Source organism: Rothia sp. HMSC071C12, from assembly GCF_001813895.1.
Taxonomy (GTDB): Bacteria; Actinomycetota; Actinomycetes; order Actinomycetales; family Micrococcaceae; genus Rothia; species Rothia mucilaginosa.
This window is the reverse complement of sequence record NZ_KV814371.1, coordinates 272,341-292,628: the sequence shown is the minus strand read 5'-3', so window position 1 is coordinate 292,628 and position 20,288 is coordinate 272,341. Positions and strand designations below refer to the sequence as shown.

At 59.5% G+C, this 20,288-nt stretch carries 14 protein-coding genes and 1 pseudogene; 6 read left to right on the top strand and 9 right to left on the bottom strand.

The genetic code is table 11. The features are described from left to right. Positions 1 to 8 precede the first annotated feature (8 nt). Complete coding sequence (locus HMPREF2942_RS04435) at positions 9 to 437, top strand: HIT family protein (RefSeq protein WP_060824575.1); 429 nt, start codon at positions 9 to 11, stop codon at positions 435 to 437. Positions 438 to 563: 126 nt separating this feature from the next. Here the strand turns inward: HMPREF2942_RS04435 and budA are convergent, their stop codons facing one another. Both budA and HMPREF2942_RS04425 read right to left on the bottom strand, forming a co-directional pair. After that, the gene (gene budA, locus HMPREF2942_RS04430) at positions 564 to 1,313 is read right to left on the bottom strand and encodes an acetolactate decarboxylase (RefSeq protein WP_005508614.1); all 750 of its coding nucleotides are present in this window, start codon (positions 1,311 to 1,313) and stop codon (positions 564 to 566) included. 268 nt (positions 1,314 to 1,581) lie between these two features. Next, a complete protein-coding gene (locus tag HMPREF2942_RS04425) occupies positions 1,582 to 2,079 on the bottom strand; it encodes a GNAT family N-acetyltransferase (protein WP_070688489.1) in 498 nt (165 codons plus the stop codon). A 228-nt stretch (positions 2,080 to 2,307) separates the two neighbouring features. Between HMPREF2942_RS04425 and HMPREF2942_RS04420 the strand changes: the two are divergent. Further along, positions 2,308 to 2,676, top strand: a pseudogene (locus HMPREF2942_RS04420) (PH domain-containing protein); the annotation flags it as partial. A 305-nt stretch (positions 2,677 to 2,981) separates the two neighbouring features. On the opposite strand, the gene glnA reads toward HMPREF2942_RS04420, so the two are convergent. From glnA to lipB, 4 genes are all read right to left on the bottom strand, one after another. After that, complete coding sequence (gene glnA, locus HMPREF2942_RS04415) at positions 2,982 to 4,406, bottom strand: type I glutamate--ammonia ligase (RefSeq protein WP_070688488.1); 1,425 nt, start codon at positions 4,404 to 4,406, stop codon at positions 2,982 to 2,984. Between the two features lie 349 nt (positions 4,407 to 4,755). Beyond that, positions 4,756 to 5,472 (bottom strand): DUF4191 domain-containing protein, encoded by a 717-nt coding sequence (locus HMPREF2942_RS04410; RefSeq protein WP_005505470.1) that lies wholly within the window; start codon positions 5,470 to 5,472, stop codon positions 4,756 to 4,758. Positions 5,473 to 5,681: 209 nt separating this feature from the next. Next, on the bottom strand, positions 5,682 to 6,689 hold the full coding sequence (gene lipA / locus HMPREF2942_RS04405; RefSeq protein ID WP_049347251.1) for a lipoyl synthase: 1,008 nt from the start codon (positions 6,687 to 6,689) through the stop codon (positions 5,682 to 5,684). A gap of 164 nt (positions 6,690 to 6,853) precedes the next feature. Then, positions 6,854 to 7,612: a lipoyl(octanoyl) transferase LipB gene (lipB, locus tag HMPREF2942_RS04400; RefSeq protein WP_256370608.1), complete on the bottom strand. Its 759-nt coding sequence runs from the start codon at positions 7,610 to 7,612 to the stop codon at positions 6,854 to 6,856. A gap of 139 nt (positions 7,613 to 7,751) precedes the next feature. Between lipB and HMPREF2942_RS04395 the strand changes: the two genes are divergently transcribed. Then, positions 7,752 to 9,506 (top strand): peptidase, encoded by a 1,755-nt coding sequence (locus HMPREF2942_RS04395; RefSeq protein WP_070688487.1) that lies wholly within the window; start codon positions 7,752 to 7,754, stop codon positions 9,504 to 9,506. A gap of 207 nt (positions 9,507 to 9,713) precedes the next feature. Here HMPREF2942_RS04395 and sucB read toward each other — a convergent pair whose 3' ends face one another. The 3 genes from sucB to HMPREF2942_RS04380 form a co-directional block, all read right to left on the bottom strand. Next, positions 9,714 to 11,405 carry a 2-oxoglutarate dehydrogenase, E2 component, dihydrolipoamide succinyltransferase gene (sucB, locus tag HMPREF2942_RS04390; protein ID WP_049349541.1) on the bottom strand — a complete coding sequence of 564 codons (1,692 nt, stop codon included), beginning with the start codon at positions 11,403 to 11,405 and terminating at the stop codon, positions 9,714 to 9,716. Between the two features lie 191 nt (positions 11,406 to 11,596). Continuing rightward, entirely contained in the window at positions 11,597 to 12,982 is a 1,386-nt protein-coding gene (gene lpdA, locus HMPREF2942_RS04385; protein ID WP_070688486.1) for a dihydrolipoyl dehydrogenase, read from the bottom strand. A 405-nt stretch (positions 12,983 to 13,387) separates the two neighbouring features. Beyond that, positions 13,388 to 14,884 carry a leucyl aminopeptidase gene (locus tag HMPREF2942_RS04380; RefSeq protein WP_070688485.1) on the bottom strand — a complete coding sequence of 499 codons (1,497 nt, stop codon included), beginning with the start codon at positions 14,882 to 14,884 and terminating at the stop codon, positions 13,388 to 13,390. Between the two features lie 433 nt (positions 14,885 to 15,317). Between HMPREF2942_RS04380 and HMPREF2942_RS04375 the strand changes: the two genes are divergently transcribed. From HMPREF2942_RS04375 to HMPREF2942_RS04365, 3 genes are all read left to right on the top strand, one after another. Further along, on the top strand, positions 15,318 to 16,223 hold the full coding sequence (locus HMPREF2942_RS04375) for a PAC2 family protein (RefSeq protein ID WP_070688484.1): 906 nt from the start codon (positions 15,318 to 15,320) through the stop codon (positions 16,221 to 16,223). 235 nt (positions 16,224 to 16,458) lie between these two features. Continuing rightward, positions 16,459 to 18,345, top strand: a complete 1,887-nt coding sequence (locus HMPREF2942_RS04370) for a metal-dependent hydrolase (protein WP_070688483.1) — start codon at positions 16,459 to 16,461, stop codon at positions 18,343 to 18,345. A gap of 396 nt (positions 18,346 to 18,741) precedes the next feature. After that, complete coding sequence (locus HMPREF2942_RS04365; RefSeq protein WP_012903266.1) at positions 18,742 to 20,124, top strand: RNA polymerase sigma factor; 1,383 nt, start codon at positions 18,742 to 18,744, stop codon at positions 20,122 to 20,124. Positions 20,125 to 20,288 lie beyond the last annotated feature (164 nt).

Below are 20,288 nucleotides of genomic sequence, written 5' to 3'. Positions count from 1 at the left end.
ATTATATTGTGAGCACGATTTTTACCAAGATTATTGAGGGCGAGATTCCCGGCCGCTTCGTCTGGAAGGACGAGCACTGCGTCGCCTTCCTGGACATCATGCCCCTGTCGGAAGGTCACCTGCTGCTCGTTCCCCGCGCTGAGGTCGACCGTTGGCCCGACCTGCCGGATGAGCTGGCTGCGCACCTGTTCGCTGTGGCGCACAAGATTTCTGGTGCCCTGGATCAGGCGTTTGATAAGGACCGTGTGGCTCTGATGATTGCGGGCTTCGACGTTCCGCACACCCACATCCACCTGTTCCCGGCTGACGGCATGGCTGACTACGATCCCGCCAACGCGAAGAAGGACGCTACCGCAGAAGAGCTGGATGCGGCCGCCGAGAAGGTGCGTGCTGCCCTGCGCGAGCGCGGTCACGGCGAGTTCGTGCCGGAGGCGTAAGCGCCCTTTACAGCGCGTATAAACACGACAACGCGTATAACCACGAAGGAGCCGCCCTCTACAGAACAGTAGAGGGCGGCTCCTTCGTTAATATAGCCCGTTGCTATATCCCGGGGGGAAAGAAACTTAGTGCTTTTCAGCCTTGGAGATCTGGTCAGCCAGGTCCTCGGGGGAGAGGTTAGCGGAGGAGAACTCGGGGGTTAGCGGCAGGTGCAGCTGCAGGCCGGTACCGGGGCAAATCTCGACCTTTGCGGAGCGTAGCTTGAAGTCGACCACGTGGCCGCCCTGAACGTGCTCATCATCGATAAAGTGGGCGTGGCAGCCGGGCACCGAGATGCCCTGCTCGTAGATCGGGGTGCGGAAGCCAACAATCGTGCCGGTCACGTTATCGAACTGGACAATGTCCTCGTTCTCGGTGGCCGCAACCATCTTCGGGTAGGGCTTCTCCTGCTTGATGACGGTGCGGGTGCGGACCCATTCGAACTCGCCGTAAATCTTGATGGCGTACATGTAGTTCTTGGAGACGGTGAAGTCATCCAGAATCTGGGAGGCAGACTTACGGAGTAGGTTCTGCGGTAGTTCGCGCTTAATCATGGGCACGAAGTTGGTGACCACGGCGTAGGGGGTCTGCTGGCGCAGGTCGGGCAGGGATACGGAGCCGTCGTGGCGTACCTGGTAGCAGACGCCGTCGAGGACGACCATTTCGCCGTCGAGGCCGTTGAAGGTACCCACACCGAAGTTGCCGTGGCTCAGGAGCTCACCGATGGTCATCTCGCCATCGTAGATGCCGTCCAGCAGCTGGGACATGAGGCCGGTCTGAAAAACTTCGTTACGGAAAACAGTTTCACCGTTTAGGATGGTCGGCTGATATGCCATGAGATTTCTCCTCGTTACAGTGGATGCGGCGTCAGACGGGTCGGTCGGTCATCGGCGATACTCGCCCTAACTGATGCTAAAAAGGGGAAGGGCGTCGGGGAGAACACGGCGTGTGATGTCGTTTCTCTAGGAATTCGTAGGTGACGCAGGCCGGGCGCACGCACTTTCATTGTACGCCTGTGCAGGAAGAACCCCGGGACTAGCGGGTACAACATCTTATGATGTGGCCCGCGACCTGCTCCTACAAGGGAAGAGGGGGTAGGGCCCGCTAGAGCTCCAGAAGCATCTCTACGTGCTCAATTCCAACCTCAAGATACGGCTCTCCCACCTGCACGAACCCCGCCGCACCGTAGTAGCTGTCCTTCAGGTAGGACTGGGCGCTAATCACCAGCTGACGAGCTTCCGTATTTTCACGGACCCAGCTAATCGCCTCATGCAGTAGGGCACGCCCCAGGCCGGTGCCCCGCGCCTCCTCACGGACAGCTACTCGACCGACGGTCCAAGCACCTTCGATAGGGCGGTGGTAGCCATCATCTACTGTCATAAGATCAAAGATCCGCAAGTAGGCTAAGACCCGCCCAGACTCATCCGCGTGGAAGAAGTGAACAGACTCGAAGTCTGCTTCGTCTGGCTCCTGCGCAAGGATCTGCTGACCCACCGTAAAGACAAGAGAACGGGTGATGTGTATCTGCTGAAGCTCACGGAGAGTCAGCTCGTTGAAGCGCTTTGCCTGAAAATGCCGGGGAGTATAGGGCTGAGGATGCATGGGGGAGTCGTCCTTTCGTCTAGCTAAAGAATGAGCCTATCCCATTGAGGAAGCTACGTGCAGGAGCAGAATCAAAAAGCCGCTTTGTGGAATGTAGCGGGATAACCCTCCAACAGGTATTTATTGCTCACAGCGTGTCTGCAAGGATAACCATTTAGAACGCGCATGAATTAACAAAGCTCTTATACTGAGAACGTTATTATCACTCAATCCCCTGGAGATAACTCTATGTCTATCGCCGCTATCATGACCTGGACTCTACAATCAGAGATTCCTGTACCACCGGACGCCCAAGCTCTTTTGGGGCCGGGGGAGAGCGCCGTTGCAGCCTTTGCTACTTTCCGTGATTCTGCTATTTTCACGACTCACCGACTCATCATTCGTGATGCTCAAGGCTTGACGGGTAAGAAGGTAGAAATGTATTCGTTGCCTTACTCCTCAATCCATATGTGGTCTTCTGAAAATGCAGGAAACCTGTTCGACGCGAATAGTGAAATCGCTCTATGGACGAAGGTCGGCTACATCAAAATCAAGCTGGGCCGAAAGATTGACGTCCGCAAGCTTGACCGGCTCATCGCTCAGCAGGTTCTAAACGCTCAGCAGCACAAGGGCATAAAAATAGACTGGCATTCCCTCCGGTTGCACGACAAAAAGGGAGGGAACGCCAGCACCAACAGCTTAGCCCTTAGAGCCGCTCTAAGCGCAACTAAGATACACGAGGCTCAACGAAGCAGAAAAATATTGGACACGTACTGTCGCCAAAAGTGCTACAGCAAGATAGAAATCCGTAGAGATATGCCCGAGCACACAACAACGACCCATACGTTCCCAGAGGAACATATAGGCCGTTGCCTGTTCTCCAGAACGCACCCCCTACAAGGGGCACCGTTCAGGAAGAAAGATTAGACGCCGTAGTACAGCTGGTACTCAAGCGGGTGCGGAACCAGCGAGAGCGGTTCCAGCTCGTTCTTACGCTTGTAGTCAATCCACGCCTGAATCAGGTCTTCGGTGAAGACGCCGCCCTCGAGCAGGAAGTCGTGGTCAGCCTCCAGAGCCGCCAGAGCCTCCTCCAGGTTAGCCGGAGCCTTCTTGATGTCCTTAGCCTCTTCAGCGGGCAGCTCGTACAGGTCCTTATCGATCGGTGCCGGCGGCTCAATGCGGTTACGGATACCGTCCAGACCAGCCATCAGCTGAGCAGCAAACGCGAAGTAGGGGTTAGCGGAGGGGTCCGGTGCACGGAACTCCAGACGCTTAGCCTTCGGGTTGGTGCCGGTAATCGGGATGCGGATACCGGCGGAACGGTTACCCTGCGAGTACACCATGTTGATGGGAGCCTCGTAGCCGGGAACCAGACGCTTGTAAGAGTTCACGGTCGGGTTGGTGAACGCCAGAACAGCGGAGGAGTGCTCAATCAGACCGCCAATGTACCAACGTGCGGTGTCAGAGAGGTTAGCGTAGCCGCGCTCATCGTAGAAGAGGGGCTCGCCGTCCTGCCACAGCGACTGGTGGCAGTGCATACCGGAGCCGTTGTCACCGAACACGGGCTTAGGCATGAAGGTTACGGACTTGCCCCATGCGTCTGCGGTGCCCTTGATGACGTACTTAAACTTCAGCAGGTCGTCAGCAGCCTTGGTGAGGGTGTCGAACTTGTAGTTGATTTCTGCCTGGCCGGCTGCGCCCACCTCGTGGTGGCTACGCTCAACCTCAAGGCCAACCTCGTCCATTGCTACGCACATTGCGTCACGCAGGTCAGCCTGCTTGTCGACGGGGGAGACGGGGAAGTAGCCGCCCTTGACGGGGGTCTTGTTGCCCAGGTTGCCGCCCTCTTCCTTGCGGCCGGTGTTCCAGGGAGCCTCATCGGAGTCGATCTTGTAGAACACGGAGTTCGGCTCGACCTGGTAGCGGACATCCTCGAAGACGAAGAATTCAGCCTCGGATGCGAAGAACGCGGTGTCTGCAATGCCGGTGGACTGCAGGTACGCCTCGGCACGCTCAGCGACGCCGCGGGGGTCACGGTGGTAGGGCTCGCCGGTGCGGGGGTTCACGATGGAGCAGATGATGACCAGGGTCTTCTCAATGCGGAAGGGGTCAACGTACACGGACTGAACGTCGGGAATCAGCTGCATGTCGGACTCTGCAATGCCCTGGAAGCCGCGAATGGAGGAGCCGTCAAAAAGCTGGCCGTTGACGAAGAAATCGTCATCAATCGCCTTAGCGGGCAGGTTGAAGTGCTGCTGCACGCCGGGCATGTCGGTGAATCGGATATCAACGAAGACTACTTCTTCGTTCTTGATAAAGTCGAGAACTTCCTGGGGGCTGGTAAACATGAGGACTGCTCCTTGTTCGACTGACGGTGCAGGAGGGTGCTTTCCCTCATCACATTCAGTCTTTGGTTTAGTTTTTGGCCGCGGGCAAAACCCTGTGACATATCAAGCATAGTGGTTATTTTTTGCGCGTGCGTGACTATCGTGTTTCGGTAATGTTACAAATCCTGGAAAGGAGTTACATCTACGTTGCCTCACGAAACACAGTAGAGATGCTAACGCCCTCAGTAGAGCCAGTAGCAAAGCCAATATCAATGCCAGCAACAGCGCAATAACCGGGCGTAACAAAAGGCCCCGACCCTCCCCACACGGGAAGAGCCGGAGCCTTCAAAACCTCATATCAGCGTCTCGCTTAGCGGCCGCGCATCGCACGACGGTCGGGGCGTGCACGCATCGGGTCAACACCCTTCGGCAGACCATTCATCGGGTTACGCATAGTGTTCAGAGTGCTCAGGCGACCAGAAACAACCTGCATCTCCTGCTGAGTCAGAGCCTTCGGAAGCTTGTTCATAGTCTTCACAACGTCCTTGAGCTCAACCTGACCCTCATCGTGACCGGTCTCAATCACATGAACCGGCACACCGGGAGCCACACGAGCCAGGTGCTTCTTCTCAGTGTTCACCAGCGAGTTCACGCGGCTGTGAGGGCCCTCGGTCACCAGCACAATACCGGGACGGCCCAGCGCACGGAACACCAGATCCTGGTTGCGGTTCGCAGCAACGGGCTGCTCCTCAACAATCCAACCGCGGCGCACCGAGTTCATCGCTGCACCACTACGACCGGGCTGGTTCTCAATCTGAGCAAAAGCCGCAGTCTGCGCGCGGCGACCCAGCAGAAGCATCGCCACAATAGCGGCAACGCCCAGACCCAGAATCAGGAAAGTAATCCAGTTACCCAGGGCAATACCGATGAGGAGGAAAACCAAAAGGGTACCCAGAGCCGACAGACTCAGAATCCAACCGATATTCGGGTCGGACTTCTTGGTCATCTGGTAGACCTGCTTCATCTGGGCGAAAGTGCCCGGAGTGCGTTCCTTCTTCTTTTTCTTCTCTTCGCGCTTATCTGCCACGATTCTTCCTCGGCTGGTTCTTCCGCGGCCCCGAGAAGCGCCTCAAACGCTCACGGAACCATAGTGACGTAACGATGCAGTGTATGCCTGCAATTTTTCTAGTTTACCCTACCCGCACAAGGGGCGGGGCATAAGGGGAGGCTCCCCGAACACCGGACGAACACCGGGTTCGAGGAGCCTCAACGCTCTCAGAAAGATTCTGAAAAGGCTTAGTAGCCCGCAGCCACCAGGGAGGAGGCTTCCTGCAGGGCTGCACCCTCACCCTCAATGTGGGCAAGGTTCTCAGGGATCGGGTAGCCGTTCTTACGCATTGCACGAGCCCACAGGCGACCTGCACGGTACGAAGAACGAACCATCGGGCCCGCCATAACGCCAGCGAAACCAATCTCCTCAGCCATGTTCGCAAAATCCACGAACTGCTGCGGCTTCACCCAACGCTCAATCGGGTGGAAGAGCGGGCCGGGGCGCAGGTACTGGGTGAGGGTAATGATGTCACAACCAGCATCGTGCAGATCGCACAGCGCCTCGTAAATCTCCTCGTCGGTCTCGCCCATACCCAGAATCAGGTTGGACTTGGTGACCATGCCACCTTCCTTAGCCTGGGTAATAACATCCAGGGAACGCTCGTAACGGAACGCCGGGCGAATCTGACGGAAGATACGGGGGACGGTCTCCAGGTTGTGCGCGAAAACCTCAGGCTTAGCGTCAATCACCTTCTGAACATGCTCGGGAACACCCTTGAAGTCGGGGACGAGCATCTCAACGCCGGTGTTCGGGCACATCTTGTGAATCTGGCGGGTGGTCTCTGCGTACAGCCACGCACCGCCGTCTTCCAGATCGTCACGAGCAACACCGGTCACGGTTGCGTAACGCAGACCCATGACCTTCACGTTCTTAGCAACCTTGAACGGCTCAGCGTAGTCAACAGCAACGGGCTTACCGGTCGCAATATTGCAGAAGTCGCAACGGCGGGTGCACTCGGAACCACCAATCAGGTAGGTTGCCTCACGGTCTTCCCAGCATTCGTAAATATTGGGGCAGCCTGCCTCTTCACACACGGTGTGCAGGCCCTGACCGCGAGCCAGCTCGCGCATCTCGTTGTATTCGGGGCCAACAATAGCCTTGGTCTTAATCCAGTGAGGCTTCTTCTCAATGGGAACCTCAGCGTTGCGGGCCTCCACACGCAGTAGCTTGCGTCCTTCAGGTGCGGTGCTCAAAAGTCTTCTCCTTGGTCTAGATGTGCCCTCTGTGCAGGTGGGCCATCTTCTATTTTACGCCCGCTCAGGCGTAGGTGAAACTGATTTTCGTATATGACGAACAAAGCCGGACGCGTTACGTGTACGGCCCGTTCGATGCTTCTTGACTGCGTCTAACCCTGCGTTTAGTCCTGCGCCGCAATGGGCTCGAAAGACTCCGCCAGGCGGTCCTGGTACTTCAGAAGCTCCGCCTCCAGCGGCTCCAAAATATCGGCGGGGGTGACGGTGCGGCCCAGCTGCTCCGAAATAGTGGTAACACCCGCATCGCTAATGCCGCAGGGAATGAACTGCTGGAAGGGTGCGGTGTCGTTGCAGCAGTTAATCGCAAAGCCGTGCATGGTGGTGTTACGGGAAACGCGCATGCCCAGTGCCGCGATCTTCTTGTCCTGGGTGATGCCGTTGCCCAGAATCCACACGCCGCTACGGCCCTCAACGCGCTCACCCTTAATGCCCAGACCGGCAAGGACGTTAATGATGATTTCCTCGATAATGCGCACATACGCCACCACGTCAATGGGCTCGGGCAGGCGCAGAATCGGGTAGCCGGTCAGCTGGCCGGGGCCGTGCCAGGTCAGCTTGCCGCCGCGGTCAATCTTGACGACGGGGGTGGACTTGTCTGCGGGGTACTCGTGGTCTTCGGTGCGTTTACCGGCAGTAATCACTGCCTCGTGCTCAAGCAGAAGAATCGTATTCTGGCGGGTGCGGTTAGCCACCTCATCGTGGATGCGGTACTGCTCGTCCAGGCACTCAACATAGTTCACATAGTTCGGGGCGAAGCCCACGCGTTCAATCGTCACAGACATACTTTCTACCTTAGTACTGCTGGTGGAGGGAAGAAAATTAGGGCGCCCTGAATCACGTGATGAGCGAACACGTCGGAATATTACGTGAGGGTATGCTCAATGGGAGGAAGGGCGAATAAGCAGATAAATGCCTGAATTCACCTTTGGGGTTCTTTGGGGTATTTGAACTGTTTTAGTGTGCTTAAAGATATTGTTTGATGTAATTTGATAACATGATGGTATGAGAAGCAAAGAAGCACACGTTCTGGAAAGCATCGCCAACCCGGCTCTACCCACCCTGCAGATTGTCGAGTACCGGGGCGAAACCACCGCAAGTGCACCCACCGAGAGCGCACCCGCCGTACGTTCCGTACCCTCCGCGCACCCCGGACGCTACACCCTGCGCACCATTTCTCAGCCTGCCCCGCCTGCTCCCTCCACCCCTGTAGCTCCCTCCACCCAGCTGGCTCCCGCCGCGCCCACTCTGCGCGCGGCAGCCAACGGGTACGGATTCGAGGAAAATACGGATGCATCCGCCCAGAGGCACGTCCAGACCCCGCAGGTAGCCGCCGCTCTACGTAACGCGCCCGGACTCGCCAAGCTCCACGCCGTTACTAGTGAGAGCGCCGATAGCGCCGATCAGCTGTGCCTCTGGTACGAGCCCCTCGATGCGGGCACCCTTGACAAGCTCCTGCGCGCTCGCGCCCTGACACCCGCCGAGCTCATGACCCTGGCACGCACCCTGCACCGGGCGCTCGGCAGCCTCAAAAAGGTGGGGGAGGGGCGCGCCGAACTAAGCGCCGAATACATCGCTCTGAGCGCCGCCGGAGTGCCCAAACTCCTGCTACCTGACGCTGTCTACCGTGAAGCGGCCCCTCAAGATACGGAACAGCTCACCGCCGCTCGGGGCAACTACGCACGCTCCGCAGCAGCCCTGCTCTGGCAAGCCGCCTGCGGGCACGCGCCGGAACCCTCCACCGCCCGCGTACCCCTCTCACTGCGTATGAATTCACTGCGGATGGGAGCCACCGGCACCGCACCCGAAGGAGCACCCAGCAGCGAGTGGATTGAGCGCCTCGGCAGAGCCCTCGAATACCTGCTGGACGCACCCGCCCATGAAGCGGCGCTCGCAGGGCTCAGCTCCGTGGTTGCCCTCGCGGAGGAGGTGCCGCCTCGCCCGCTCAACGTCTACCTGAGCTGTTCAGAAAGAGCCCGCGCCCTAATTCCCGCAGCTGTGGAGCCCGCGCCGGTACAGAAGCTCTCAAAGGCGCAAAAGGCGCAACGCTACCTGGCGGAACGTTTGCCACACGTGAAGAAGCCGGGCATGAAGAAGCCAGGTGTGAAGAAATCGGGGCGCGCAGCTACCGCAGGTTCTAAGCCGTTGAGCCCCACTGTGAACCCCGCAGAGACTGCGCCGCCCGCTCTAAAGAACGCAGCGGCGACGGGCACATCCCGCCTGACGGCGCTACGCAGTGCGTTCACCCGCCCCACCGCGCGACTGGGACTGGCTGCACGCCTGGGACTTGCCGCGCTCGCACTGGGGGCTATCGCGCTGCCTCTCGGGTTCACCCTCTACGGGCAGAACGCTCCGGCAACGGCGCAGCCCGTATCCGCTCAATCTGTGAACGCAGCGGGGGAGCAGGGGACCGGTGGCACGGCAACACAGGATCAGAGCACGCAGGATACAACCGCGCAGGATAAAAGCGCACAGGGCGATCAGATTCTACGAGCCCTGATCGACCAGCGAAACCAAGAACGCCGTGCCCGAGGCGGCGCAGAGCTCACTGTCGACACCGCCGAAGAACTCAGCCGCGACAGCGAGAACATCCGCGTTATGGCGGTAGTCTCCGCACCCGGCTACCGCGCCGATAAAACTGAGCAGGATGCCCGTAAACTCAGCGAAGAAAACGGCGTCACCCGCCAGAAAGTCATCTTCGACCTGCACCGCGGTGAGAAAGGCTGGGAGATAGCCCGCGCCGAACCCGTACCGGCATAGCTGACGCCGCGTAACTGACACCATGCAGCTGACGCCGCGTAACTGACACCGTAGAAACGCGGACACAACAAAAGGCGGCGGCCCCACCCACCGAAGTGGATGGAACCGCCGCCTTCTGCTCACTGTCCGGGAAAACCCGGAGAGCTACGCTCGGTTACCCATCAGGGCACCGCCACAAGGAAACTTCCTTGAATCTATGCAGGTGTCTTAGAGACCCAGCTCAGACTCGAAGTTTGCCTCCTCCAGGCGGGTCTTGAGGGTGTGCAGGAAGCGACCAGCGTCCGCACCGTCGACCACGCGGTGATCGTAGGTGAGGGACAGGTAGCACATGGAGCGGATAGCGATAACGTCGTTACCGTCAACATCCTTAACAACCATGGGGCGCTTCACGATGGAACCGGTACCGAGGATTGCAACGTTCGGCTGGTTGATGATCGGGGTGTCGAACAGTGCACCGAAGGAACCAATGTTGGTGATGGTGAAGGTCGAACCCGACAGCTCCTCGGGGGAGATGTCGCCGGTGCGTGCGCGGCCACCCAGGTCGCCAATAGCCTTTGCCAGGCCAGCAATGCCCAGGTCAGAAGCGTTCTTGATGACGGGAACCAGCAGACCCTTGGGGGTGTCCACAGCAATAGCGATGTTCTCGGAGCCGTGGTAAGTGATCTGCTTGTAGTCTTCGGTCATGGAAGCGTTCAGAGCGGGGTGCTGCTGCAGAGCCTCAGCGGATGCCTGGACGAAGAAGGGCAGGAAGGTCAGCTTAGCGCCCTCACGAGCAGCGAAGCCGTCCTTAGCCTTTGCACGCAGCTGAACGATGCGGGTCACGTCAACCTCGGTGACCTGGGTCAGCTGGGTGGAGATGTCCAGGGACTCACGCATACGCTTTGCAATAACCTGGCGGATACGTGCGGTCTTCTCGACGGTGCCACGCTTGGGGGAAACCTCGAAGGTGTGCGGTGCCTTTGCGGAACCAGCAGCCGGAGCAGCAGCTGCAGCGGGAGCAGCAGCGGCGGGAGCAGCGGAACCCTTAGCAGCGATAGCAGCCTGAACATCCTGCTTGCGGATGCGGCCACCAACACCGGTGCCCTTGACGGTGGACAGGTCGATGCCGTTGTCCTTAGCGAGCTTACGGACCAGCGGGGTCACGTATGCTTCGCCCTCAGCAGCTGCCGGAGCGGCAGGTGCAGCGGGAGCTGCAGGAGCTGCAGGAGCTGCGGGTGCAGCGGGTGCAGCCGGAGCAGCAGCGGGTGCTGCAGGAGCTGCGGGAGCCTCAGCAACCGGAGCGGGAGCAGCCGGTGCAGCAGCAGCGGAAGCGTCGCCGATGATAGCCAGAACCTGGCCAACCTCTGCGTCCTCATCCTCGGGGATGCGGATCTCGAGCAGGGTACCTGCTACGGGGGAGGGAACCTCGGTGTCAACCTTGTCGGTGGAAACCTCAACCAGGGGCTCGTCAACCTCAACCTGCTCGCCAACTTCCTTCAGCCAGCGGGTAACGGTGCCCTCGGTGACGGACTCGCCCAGTGCGGGCAGTACGACCTCGATGCCTGCAGCAGCAGCTGCGGGAGCAGCCTGAGCAGCAGCGGGTGCAGCGGGAGCCTCAGCAACCGGAGCGGGAGCTGCGGGAGCCTCAGCAGCTGCGGGAGCAGCCGGAGCAGCAGCGCCGGAACCGTCGCCAATGATAGCCAGAGCAGCGCCAACCTCGACGTCCTCGTCCTCGGGGACGAGAATCTGCTCAACAACGCCTGCTACGGGGGAGGGAACCTCGGTGTCAACCTTGTCGGTGGAAACCTCAACCAGGGGTGCGTCAACCTCAATGGTGTCGCCGACCTCAACGAGCCAGCGGGTAACGGTACCCTCGGTCACGGACTCGCCCAGTGCGGGCAGTACTACGGTGTGGGACATAATCTTTCCCGTTCTCCTTGTGAATGCTTGAACTAGAAAAATGTGAGCGGCGACCCGGATGCGCGCCGTATGCGTCAAAGCACGTCGACGCGCATCCAGATAGGGGCGTTGTTCAGCGGACACGCCCGGCAACCGCTAACGACCAACGGTCGTCAATACTAAGCTGACGCGCTAACGCCAGTCAGCAAAATTTATGCGCTGTGCAGCGGGGTGCCGTTCAGGACCATTGCAGCCTCACCCAGGGACTCGTTCTGAGTCGGGTGTGCGTGGATGAACTTAGCGACGTCCTCGGGGAATGCTTCCCAAGCAACCCACATCTGAGCCTCACCAATCTGCTCACCCATACGCTTACCAATAGCGTGAACACCAACGATGGGACCGTCCTTCTGGCGGACAACCTTCACGATACCGGTAGCACCGAGGATAGCGGACTTGCCGTTACCAGCCAGGTTGTACTCAGCGGTCTCAACGTTCTCAGCGCCGAACTTCTCCTTAGCCTTGGGCTCGGAGTAACCAACGGAAGCGATCTCCGGGTCACAGAAGGTGACCTTGGGGATGTTCACGTCTTCAACGATGGAGGGGTTCAGGCCAGCGATTTCCTCAGCAACGAAGATACCCTGCTGGTAACCGCGGTGAGCCAGCTGAACGCCGGGGACGATGTCGCCAACAGCGTAGATGTTGCCAACGCCGGTGTGCAGGCGCTCGTTAGCCAGGACGAAGCCGCGATCCATGGGGATGCCCTGCTCCTCGTAGCCCATGTTTGCAGTGTTGGGGCCACGACCAACAGCGACCAGAACGATCTCTGCCTCGAAGACCTTGCCGTCAGCCAGGGTGACCTTAGCACCGTTAGCGTCCTGCTCAACCTTCTCGAAGAGGGTGCCGGTGTTGAACTTGATGCCGCGCTTCTTGAACGCACGCTCCAGAACCTTGATGATTGCCGGGTCCTCGTTGGGGACCAGGTTCGGCAGGCCCTCGATGATGGTGACGTCAACGCCCATAGCGTTCCACATGGATGCGAACTCGCAACCAATCACGCCGCCACCGAGCACGATAGCGCTCTTGGGCAGGTAGTCCATCTCCAGTGCCTCGGTGGAGGTCAGAACGCGACCCTCAATGGGCAGACCGAAGGTCTTGGAGACCGAGCCGGATGCCAGGATAATGTTCTTACCCTTGTACTCCACACCGTTAACGGTGATGGTGTCCTGAGCGGTCAGCTTACCCTCGCCGGGGATAACCTCTACGCCCTTCATCTTCAGCAGGCCTGCAAGACCCTTGAACTTACCGGAGACGATGCCGTCCTTGTAATCGCGAACCTTGCCCATCTCGATGGACTGCAGCACAGCGTTAACGCCAACCTTGGACGCCTCGCGTGCCTCTTCAGCCAGCTCAGCAGCGTGCAGGTACGCCTTGGTGGGGATACAGCCGGTGTGCAGGCAGGTGCCGCCGACCTTTTCCTTCTCGATCAGGCCGACGGTGAAGCCTAGCTGGCGTGCGCGAATAGCTGCAGAGTAGCCAGCGGAACCGCCGCCGAGGATGAGGATGTCGAATTCTTGAGCCACGATATTGCTCCCTTGCATAGTTGTTGGGGCTAAAGACCCCTGCAATGAGTTCTTTACCAATTTATTGGTAGGTTTCTCAGCATGCGCGAAAGGCCCGCGAGCTCGAAAAATCGCGCGCCCCTCCGCGTACGCAGAAAAACACTTAATACAACAATACCCCCGTTGACGGTCGTTTAAGTTCACTCAGGGCGGTTTTAGCCGATTAATCGCCCAAACAACGCAAATTTTTCACAACTCAAGAAAAGCTAAGTGTCATAGAACAGTCCGATGACAGCATCACCACAGCGGGCGCATAAAATGCCTCAAGAACAGACAAAGAGGAGGGCTCCCCGGTACGAAATACCGTAAAAGCCCTCCTCTGAGAATCTCCATACCGGGCGGCTACGCGCCCCGGTCAGGCGGTACGCCCAGTGAGACTACAGACTACTTAGCGTAGGACTGGATGAAGTTCACCAGGGTAGCGGTACCGAAGCCGGTGCCTTCCTTCGGGGTGAAGCCGTAGGGAGCCTCCTCGTTGAACGCGGGGCCCGCAATGTCCAGGTGAGCCCAGGGGATGCCCTCGCCCACGAACTCCTTCAGGAACAGGCCGGCGGTCAGTGCGCCACCGTAGCGGGAACCAATGTTCTTGATGTCAGCGACCGGGGACTCCAGGCTCTTACGCAGGTAGGACTCCAGCGGCATCGGCCAGTACGCCTCACCCGCAGCTGCACCGGCTGCAATCACGCGGTCGCGAATCTCCTCGTCACCGAGCAGAGCCGCGGTGCGCAGACCCAGAGCAGCCATAGCGGCACCGGTCAGGGTAGCGATATCCAGGATGACGTCCGGGTTCGACTCGGAAGCCAGCGCAATACCATCAGCCATGACCAGGCGGCCCTCAGCGTCAGTGTTCAGCACCTCAACGGTACGACCGTCACGCATGGTGATAACGTCCTCCGGGCGCAGTGCGTGACCGCCGGGCATGTTCTCAGCCAGGCACAGGTAGCCGGTGACAGCAACCGGAACGTCCAGCTCAGCAGAAGCAAGCACAGCGTTCAGAACGGATGCGGCACCCGCCATATCGCACTTCATGGTCATCATCGAAGCGGCAGGCTTCAGCGAGTTACCACCGGTATCGAAGGTGATACCCTTACCCACCAGAGCCACGTGAGCCTTCGGGTTCTCCGGAACGTACTTCACAACGGCAAGAACCGGCTTGCGGGGCGAACCCTGACCAACACCGGAAATGCCGCCGAAGCCCTCCTCAGCCAGGCGGTCGTGGTGGAACAGTTCAATCTCAACGTTCGAGTAATCCTCAGCGACCTCAGCCACGAACTCAGCGAAAGTCTCCGGGTACAGGTGCGACGGGGGCAGGTTCACCAGGCGGCGAGCATCCTTCGCGGTCTCACCCAGAACCAGGGCGTGAACCAGAGCCTCCTCAGCCTCTTCCTGGTCAATCGAGGAAACAATCAGGATCGAATCAATCTCTTCCTTAATCGAATCCTGAGTCTTGCCGCGCAGACCCTCCTCAACGAAGTTACCCAGCACAGCACCGTGAGCAATCGCCTCAATTTCCTCTACCGAAGAAACACCGAAATCGAAGGCAATCTCCTCAGCGGAACCAACCAGCTGACGAGCCGCAGAACCGGCAGCGTAACGCAGAGCGTCCAGACGCTCCTGACCCTCAGCAGTATCAGAGCCCAGACCCGCCAGAGCAACAATGCCGGCGCCGGTGTCCTCAAGGCCCGGCAGGCGCAGCAGCTGATCGGGTGCACCCGAGGCGCCCAGCGCCTCCAGCAGCTCGTTAATACCCTCAACAGACTCCTCAGACAGAGAGCTCGGCGCCAGGTAGGCACCGTCATCGCCCTTCAGAACGCCCAGAACCAGAACGTCAGCTTCGAGCGCTTCAAGGTCGGTGCTGTGAATAGACAGAGACAGAGACATCGTTACTCCTTTGCGTATGTCTTCTCGAAATAGTCGGGGCACATCCTCGCGCCCGAAAAACTCAACTGTAGGCCCTCGAAGAGTGAGGATGAATACCGCCGCGCAAAGCCGCGCGGACTACTGCTTCTACTCTACACGGATATGCAGGAGGGCGTGAGGTTCAGCTCTCACCCCGAACAGCTGGCAGAACAGAAAAACGTGTAAAAAGCCGAGCCGCAGCGTCTTAAGAACGTCAGCACAACACTCAACAAGTTCACCTACTGCGAGAAAACCACGCACACTGTCGATACGGGGCAGTCGTGGCATAAAATGAAAGACTACGGAAAGCGTCTGATAACAGAAGACGTCCCTTCGCCCCACCACCTCGGGTACCGGCATGAAACGCTAAGCCCACCCGAACGCGGCGCGAACCAGACAGAAGTGAGGAGGCACGATGCTCAACCCCGAAGATCTCTACTTAGCCAACACCAAAATATTGGACGACCCCAGGATGCACGGGCTGACCCTCGTCATTGCCCTCTCCAGCCCGCAGGACGCAGGCTCCACCGCAGGCCAGCTCGGACAGGTGCTGCTCAGCGAACTCAAGAACATTGAAATCGTTGAATTCGACAGCGACCAGCTGCACGACTACCGCGCCCGCCGCCCCTTCATCCGCTACGAAAAAGACCACTTCGAAAAGCCGCAATACCCGCAGCTGAAGCTCTACGCCGTAGAAGACAGCCTCAACAAGCCGTTCCTGCTGCTCACCGGTGCTGAACCGGACCTGCAGTGGCAGCGCTTCGAAAAGGCGGTGCTGACCATCGCCCAGCGGGTCAAGCCCGCACTGGTCGTGCTGGTTTCCGCATTCCCCATGCCGGTGCCGCACACCCGCCCCTTCCCGATTACCGCACACGGCTCCCGCAAGGACCTGATTCGCGGCATCTCCCCGTGGAAGCCCAGCGCGGACGTACACGCCACCATCACCAACCTGCTGGAAGTGCTCTTCACCGAAAACGGAATCGACACCGTCGGCTTCGGCGTGAACATTCCCCAGTACATTTCGGAGGCGGACCTGCCGCAGGGCACCCTCACCGCCCTCGAACACGTGGGCATGGCGGCGCACCTCTCGCTACCCACCGAGAACCTGCGCGAAGCCGCACGCCACGTGCACAGCCAGATTAACGATCAGGTCAAGCAGAACCCCGAAATTGGTCGCATGATTACGACCATGGAAGAGAACTACGACGAGAACTTCCGCACCTCCGACATTGCGGTTCCCCTCTCGCGACGCGACGCGCACAACGTGCCCAGCCGCGACGAGATTGGTGCGCTCTTTGAGCGATTCCTCGACGAACAGTAGGGCGCGTGCAGTAAAGCGCGTGCAGTAGGGAAAGTACCCGGTGCGCCCTTACTCTGGGGGCCCTTACTCTGCATGACAGATTATGACGCGGCACCCCGCGCCGCTGTGGACAAACCCCAGCGTACAAACGAACAATACGAATAAATCTGTGGAATCTTCGGACCTATGAACCGAAGTATCCACAGATTTATTTGTATAACCTGCGCACCCGCCCAAACCATGCCACCGTGAAGGCATGAACGCAAACAATATCTCCAACGGGAACACCCCCAACAGCAACCACCTCAACAGCGACCACTTCAACAGCGGCAACTACGACACGCCCCCGCCCATCCGCAACGAATACGACGTGCTCAGCTGCGCCCTCCACCAGCACGGCTACTGGCCCGACCACTCACTCATCATCCTCACCGCAACCGATGACACCCTCGGCCCCAGCCTGCGCGTCAACCTACCCGACGAACCCTGCACCCACAGCGAACGTGCCGACTTCCTGCACGAAACCTTCACCAAACTCCCCACCCGTCACAACGGCGAAACCCTCACCCGCTTCTACGCCATCATCATCGACGGCGACAACACCGTACGCCAACGCCAACTCAACCCCGACACCGCCCAGCTCGCCACCATCGACGAAATCCATAACGACCTCGAAACCCAAATCAACATCAACACCTGGCTCCACCTGCTCCACGACCCGCGCATCGTCAGCGAACTACGCTGCGAAGACGTCATCTACGCAGGCGGCGTCAGCATCTGGGCACTCAACCCCGAACAGCAGACGCTCACCCTCCTCGCACCCATCGAAGAAATCCACCACAGCGGCTACTACACCTGGCTCCCCCGCCACGGCGACACCATCGCCGATACCGCCCAACACAACTACGCCCACAGCCCCTGGGACACTGACCCCACCAGCAACCCCGAAACCCACCACGACTGGGAAAACGCCGTAGAACTCTGGGACCACACCCACACCACCCGCCACGACGAAGCCCGCCAGAGCGTCCGCACCATCTACCGCCAAGCCCAAATCGACCTCTGCTACTGGGACGCCGCCATCAACGCCGCCGCGCACCTGCTCACCACCCACCCGGTCGATAACGCGGGCAACCCCATCACCGGTGACGCGCCCACCATCGGCGACGCACTCCGCGAACTCATCCCCGCCGAAATCGCCGGGCACCTACGCGCCTCCATCGCACCCGCAACCCTCAACCCCATCACCGCCGAAATGCTCACCTACCTCGCCGGCTACGGGCTCAACCACGCCCAAAAAGCGCTCGCCTACCTGCACTACTCCGCCCAATACACCTACCACGCCTTCGGCGGCGAATACCCCAGCCCCGACCGCGCGCCGCTCGAACCACCCCGCTACGGCACCCGCATCACCCGCAAAACCTACATCCCCGCCAGCTTCACCCACGCACTCAGCGCCACACCCGGTACCGAACAGGCACACGTACGCGCCGTGCCCGAAAAATGCGTGCAATGGCAAGACTGGATCCGCCGCACCCACCGCACCATTCAGCAGAGCCGCAGCATTCAACAGAACCGCAGCAACCAGCACACCAACCTCAACGGCTGGGCACTCGAAAACCTCACCCCCGCCGACCTCGCCAGCGCCGCCGAACTCAACACCATCAGCCGCGACCTGCTCCCACGCCTCGAGGAACACCCCAAAGACCACAACGCCCACAACAAACTCGAAAACCTCAAACAACGAATCGACGAAAGCTGCACCAACAGCGAATACCTCACCAAACACCACGCCGTCTACACCCACTACCTCAACGCCCTCAAAGGAAAACTAGACAGCCCCCACTGGGCACGCCTCAACGCACTCGAACTACTCACCAGCCTGCTCACACCCCACAGCACCGACGGAGAATACGCCGCACTACGCAACACCCAAGCCTGGACCAACTGGTACAAGGGCTACAGCACCTACGCCCGCATGCTCCGCCAAGAAGCCCACCGCCACACATTCGGAAAGGACCTCAACATCCTCGATGTACACCTCAACGCAGGCAACCTACCCGCCTGGATCAAATACACCATCTGCGGCGAACCCGGAACACACCGCGAACCCATCAGCACCCTCAAACCCCGAAAACCTTAAAAGCCCGGCACCTAAAACCGGCACCTAAAAGCGAGGTACAAAACGAGGGAGGGGCGCGCCACCGGGCACGCCCCTCCCGCACACAGCCGCACTCACCCAAAACCAGGCCCACAAGCCACCCAAACAGCGCGTCAAGTTGAAAGCAACCAAAAATCTGCAATACTTATATATTGACCCCGTACAGTCAATGCGCTATAACGCGCCCTCAAACCGCTCCACACAACGAGCAACGGAACCCTGCAAACCACCCAACGCACGCGGAATAAAACCCGCCCCCCACAGCGTTAAACCGGACAAACGCAGCAAACACCCCGACCGAGGACGCCAGCACAGACTTGACAGGGTCTTAGGTGTTTTGCAGACAAAGCACCCCACCACAAGCCAGAAAGGGTTCTAGTGGCACCTGCAACCAGCAAGAAGACCGTGACCGGCGACGCAACCGAAGAAACCGTCGCAAAAACCACCACCAAGACCACCCGCACCAAGAAGGCAACCACCAAAGCCGCAGCGGCAACCGAAGACACCACCGGCGCAACCGCCGAAACCGGTGCTGAAACCACTGCCGAAACTACTGCCGAAACCGAGGCAGACAAGCCCAAGCGCACCCGCAAAACCACCACCACCAAAACCGCAACCAAGCGCAAGACCGGTGGCCGCCGCAAAAAGAGCGACGACGAATTCGACCTCGGACTCGACGAAGAACTCGAAACCACCGACGGCGAAGACGAAACCGACGAAGAAGACGAAGAAACCGCAGCCAAAATAGAAGAAAAGAAGGCCGCAGAAGCAGTAGCAGCCAAGGGCTCCGGCTTCGTCCTCACCGCAAACGACGACGACGACGCACCCGCACAGCGCGTCGTCACCCCCGGCGCAACCGCCGACCCCGTCAAGGACTACCTCAAGCAAATCGGCAAAGTCTCCCTGCTCAACGCACAGCAGGAAGTCGACCTCGCCAAGCGCATCGAAGCAGGCCTCTACGCCGAACACAAGCTCGCTGAAAACCCCGACATGGACAAAGATCTCAAGAAAGCCCTGCGTTGGGTCGTCCACGACGGCAAGCGAGCCAAAAACCACCTGCTCGAAGCCAACCTGCGACTCGTCGTCTCCCTTGCCAAGCGCTACACCGGCCGCGGCATGCTCTTCCTCGACCTCATCCAGGAAGGCAACCTCGGCCTCATCCGCGCCGTCGAAAAGTTCGACTACTCCAAGGGCTTCAAGTTCTCCACCTACGCAACCTGGTGGATCCGCCAGGCCATCACCCGCGCAATGGCAGACCAGGCCCGCACCATCCGCATCCCCGTGCACATGGTAGAAGTCATCAACAAGCTCGCCCGCGTGCAGCGCCAGATGCTTCAGGACCTCGGCCGCGAACCCACCCCCGAAGAACTCGGCAAGGAACTCGACATGACCCCCGAAAAGGTCATCGAAGTCCAGAAGTACGGCCGCGAACCCATCTCCCTGCACACCCCCCTCGGTGAAGACGGCGACTCCGAATTCGGCGACCTCATCGAAGACTCCGAAGCAGTCGTCCCCGCAGATGCAGTGTCCTTCACCCTTCTGCAGGAACAGCTCCACTCCGTGCTCGACACCCTCTCCGAGCGTGAAGCCGGCGTGGTCGCAATGCGCTTCGGCATGACCGACGGCCAGCCCAAGACCCTCGACGAAATCGGCAAGGTCTACGGCGTGACCCGCGAACGAATCCGCCAGATCGAGTCCAAGACCATGTCTAAGCTCCGTCACCCGTCGCGTTCGCAGGTACTGCGCGACTACCTGGACTAAAAAAAGTTCATAGCTAGCGGTTCTAACGTGCTGGCGGATGCTCGTGCAGCTGGTCTGCTGTCCGGCACGCGGACGATGCTCGCGGGGCCGGACTCCGTGTGCTTGTTCTTACAGACGGCGCACCGGTTCCCGCTCGCGGGGGAGTGCCCCCTCTTCAGCGCCTG

Excerpts from the sequence above, each read along its gene's own strand:
- lpdA (WP_070688486.1), bottom strand. The coding sequence starts at position 12,982 with ATGCAAGGGAGCAATATCGTGGCTCAAGAATTCGACATCCTCATCCTC.
- HMPREF2942_RS04370 (WP_070688483.1), top strand. The coding sequence starts at position 16,459 with ATGAACGCAAACAATATCTCCAACGGGAACACCCCCAACAGCAACCAC.
- HMPREF2942_RS04425 (WP_070688489.1), bottom strand. The coding sequence starts at position 2,079 with ATGCATCCTCAGCCCTATACTCCCCGGCATTTTCAGGCAAAGCGCTTC.
- budA (WP_005508614.1), bottom strand. The coding sequence starts at position 1,313 with ATGGCATATCAGCCGACCATCCTAAACGGTGAAACTGTTTTCCGTAAC.
- HMPREF2942_RS04375 (WP_070688484.1), top strand. The coding sequence starts at position 15,318 with ATGCTCAACCCCGAAGATCTCTACTTAGCCAACACCAAAATATTGGAC.
- HMPREF2942_RS04395 (WP_070688487.1), top strand. The coding sequence starts at position 7,752 with ATGAGAAGCAAAGAAGCACACGTTCTGGAAAGCATCGCCAACCCGGCT.
- HMPREF2942_RS04380 (WP_070688485.1), bottom strand. The coding sequence starts at position 14,884 with ATGTCTCTGTCTCTGTCTATTCACAGCACCGACCTTGAAGCGCTCGAA.
- glnA (WP_070688488.1), bottom strand. The coding sequence starts at position 4,406 with ATGTTTACCAGCCCCCAGGAAGTTCTCGACTTTATCAAGAACGAAGAA.
- sucB (WP_049349541.1), bottom strand. The coding sequence starts at position 11,405 with ATGTCCCACACCGTAGTACTGCCCGCACTGGGCGAGTCCGTGACCGAG.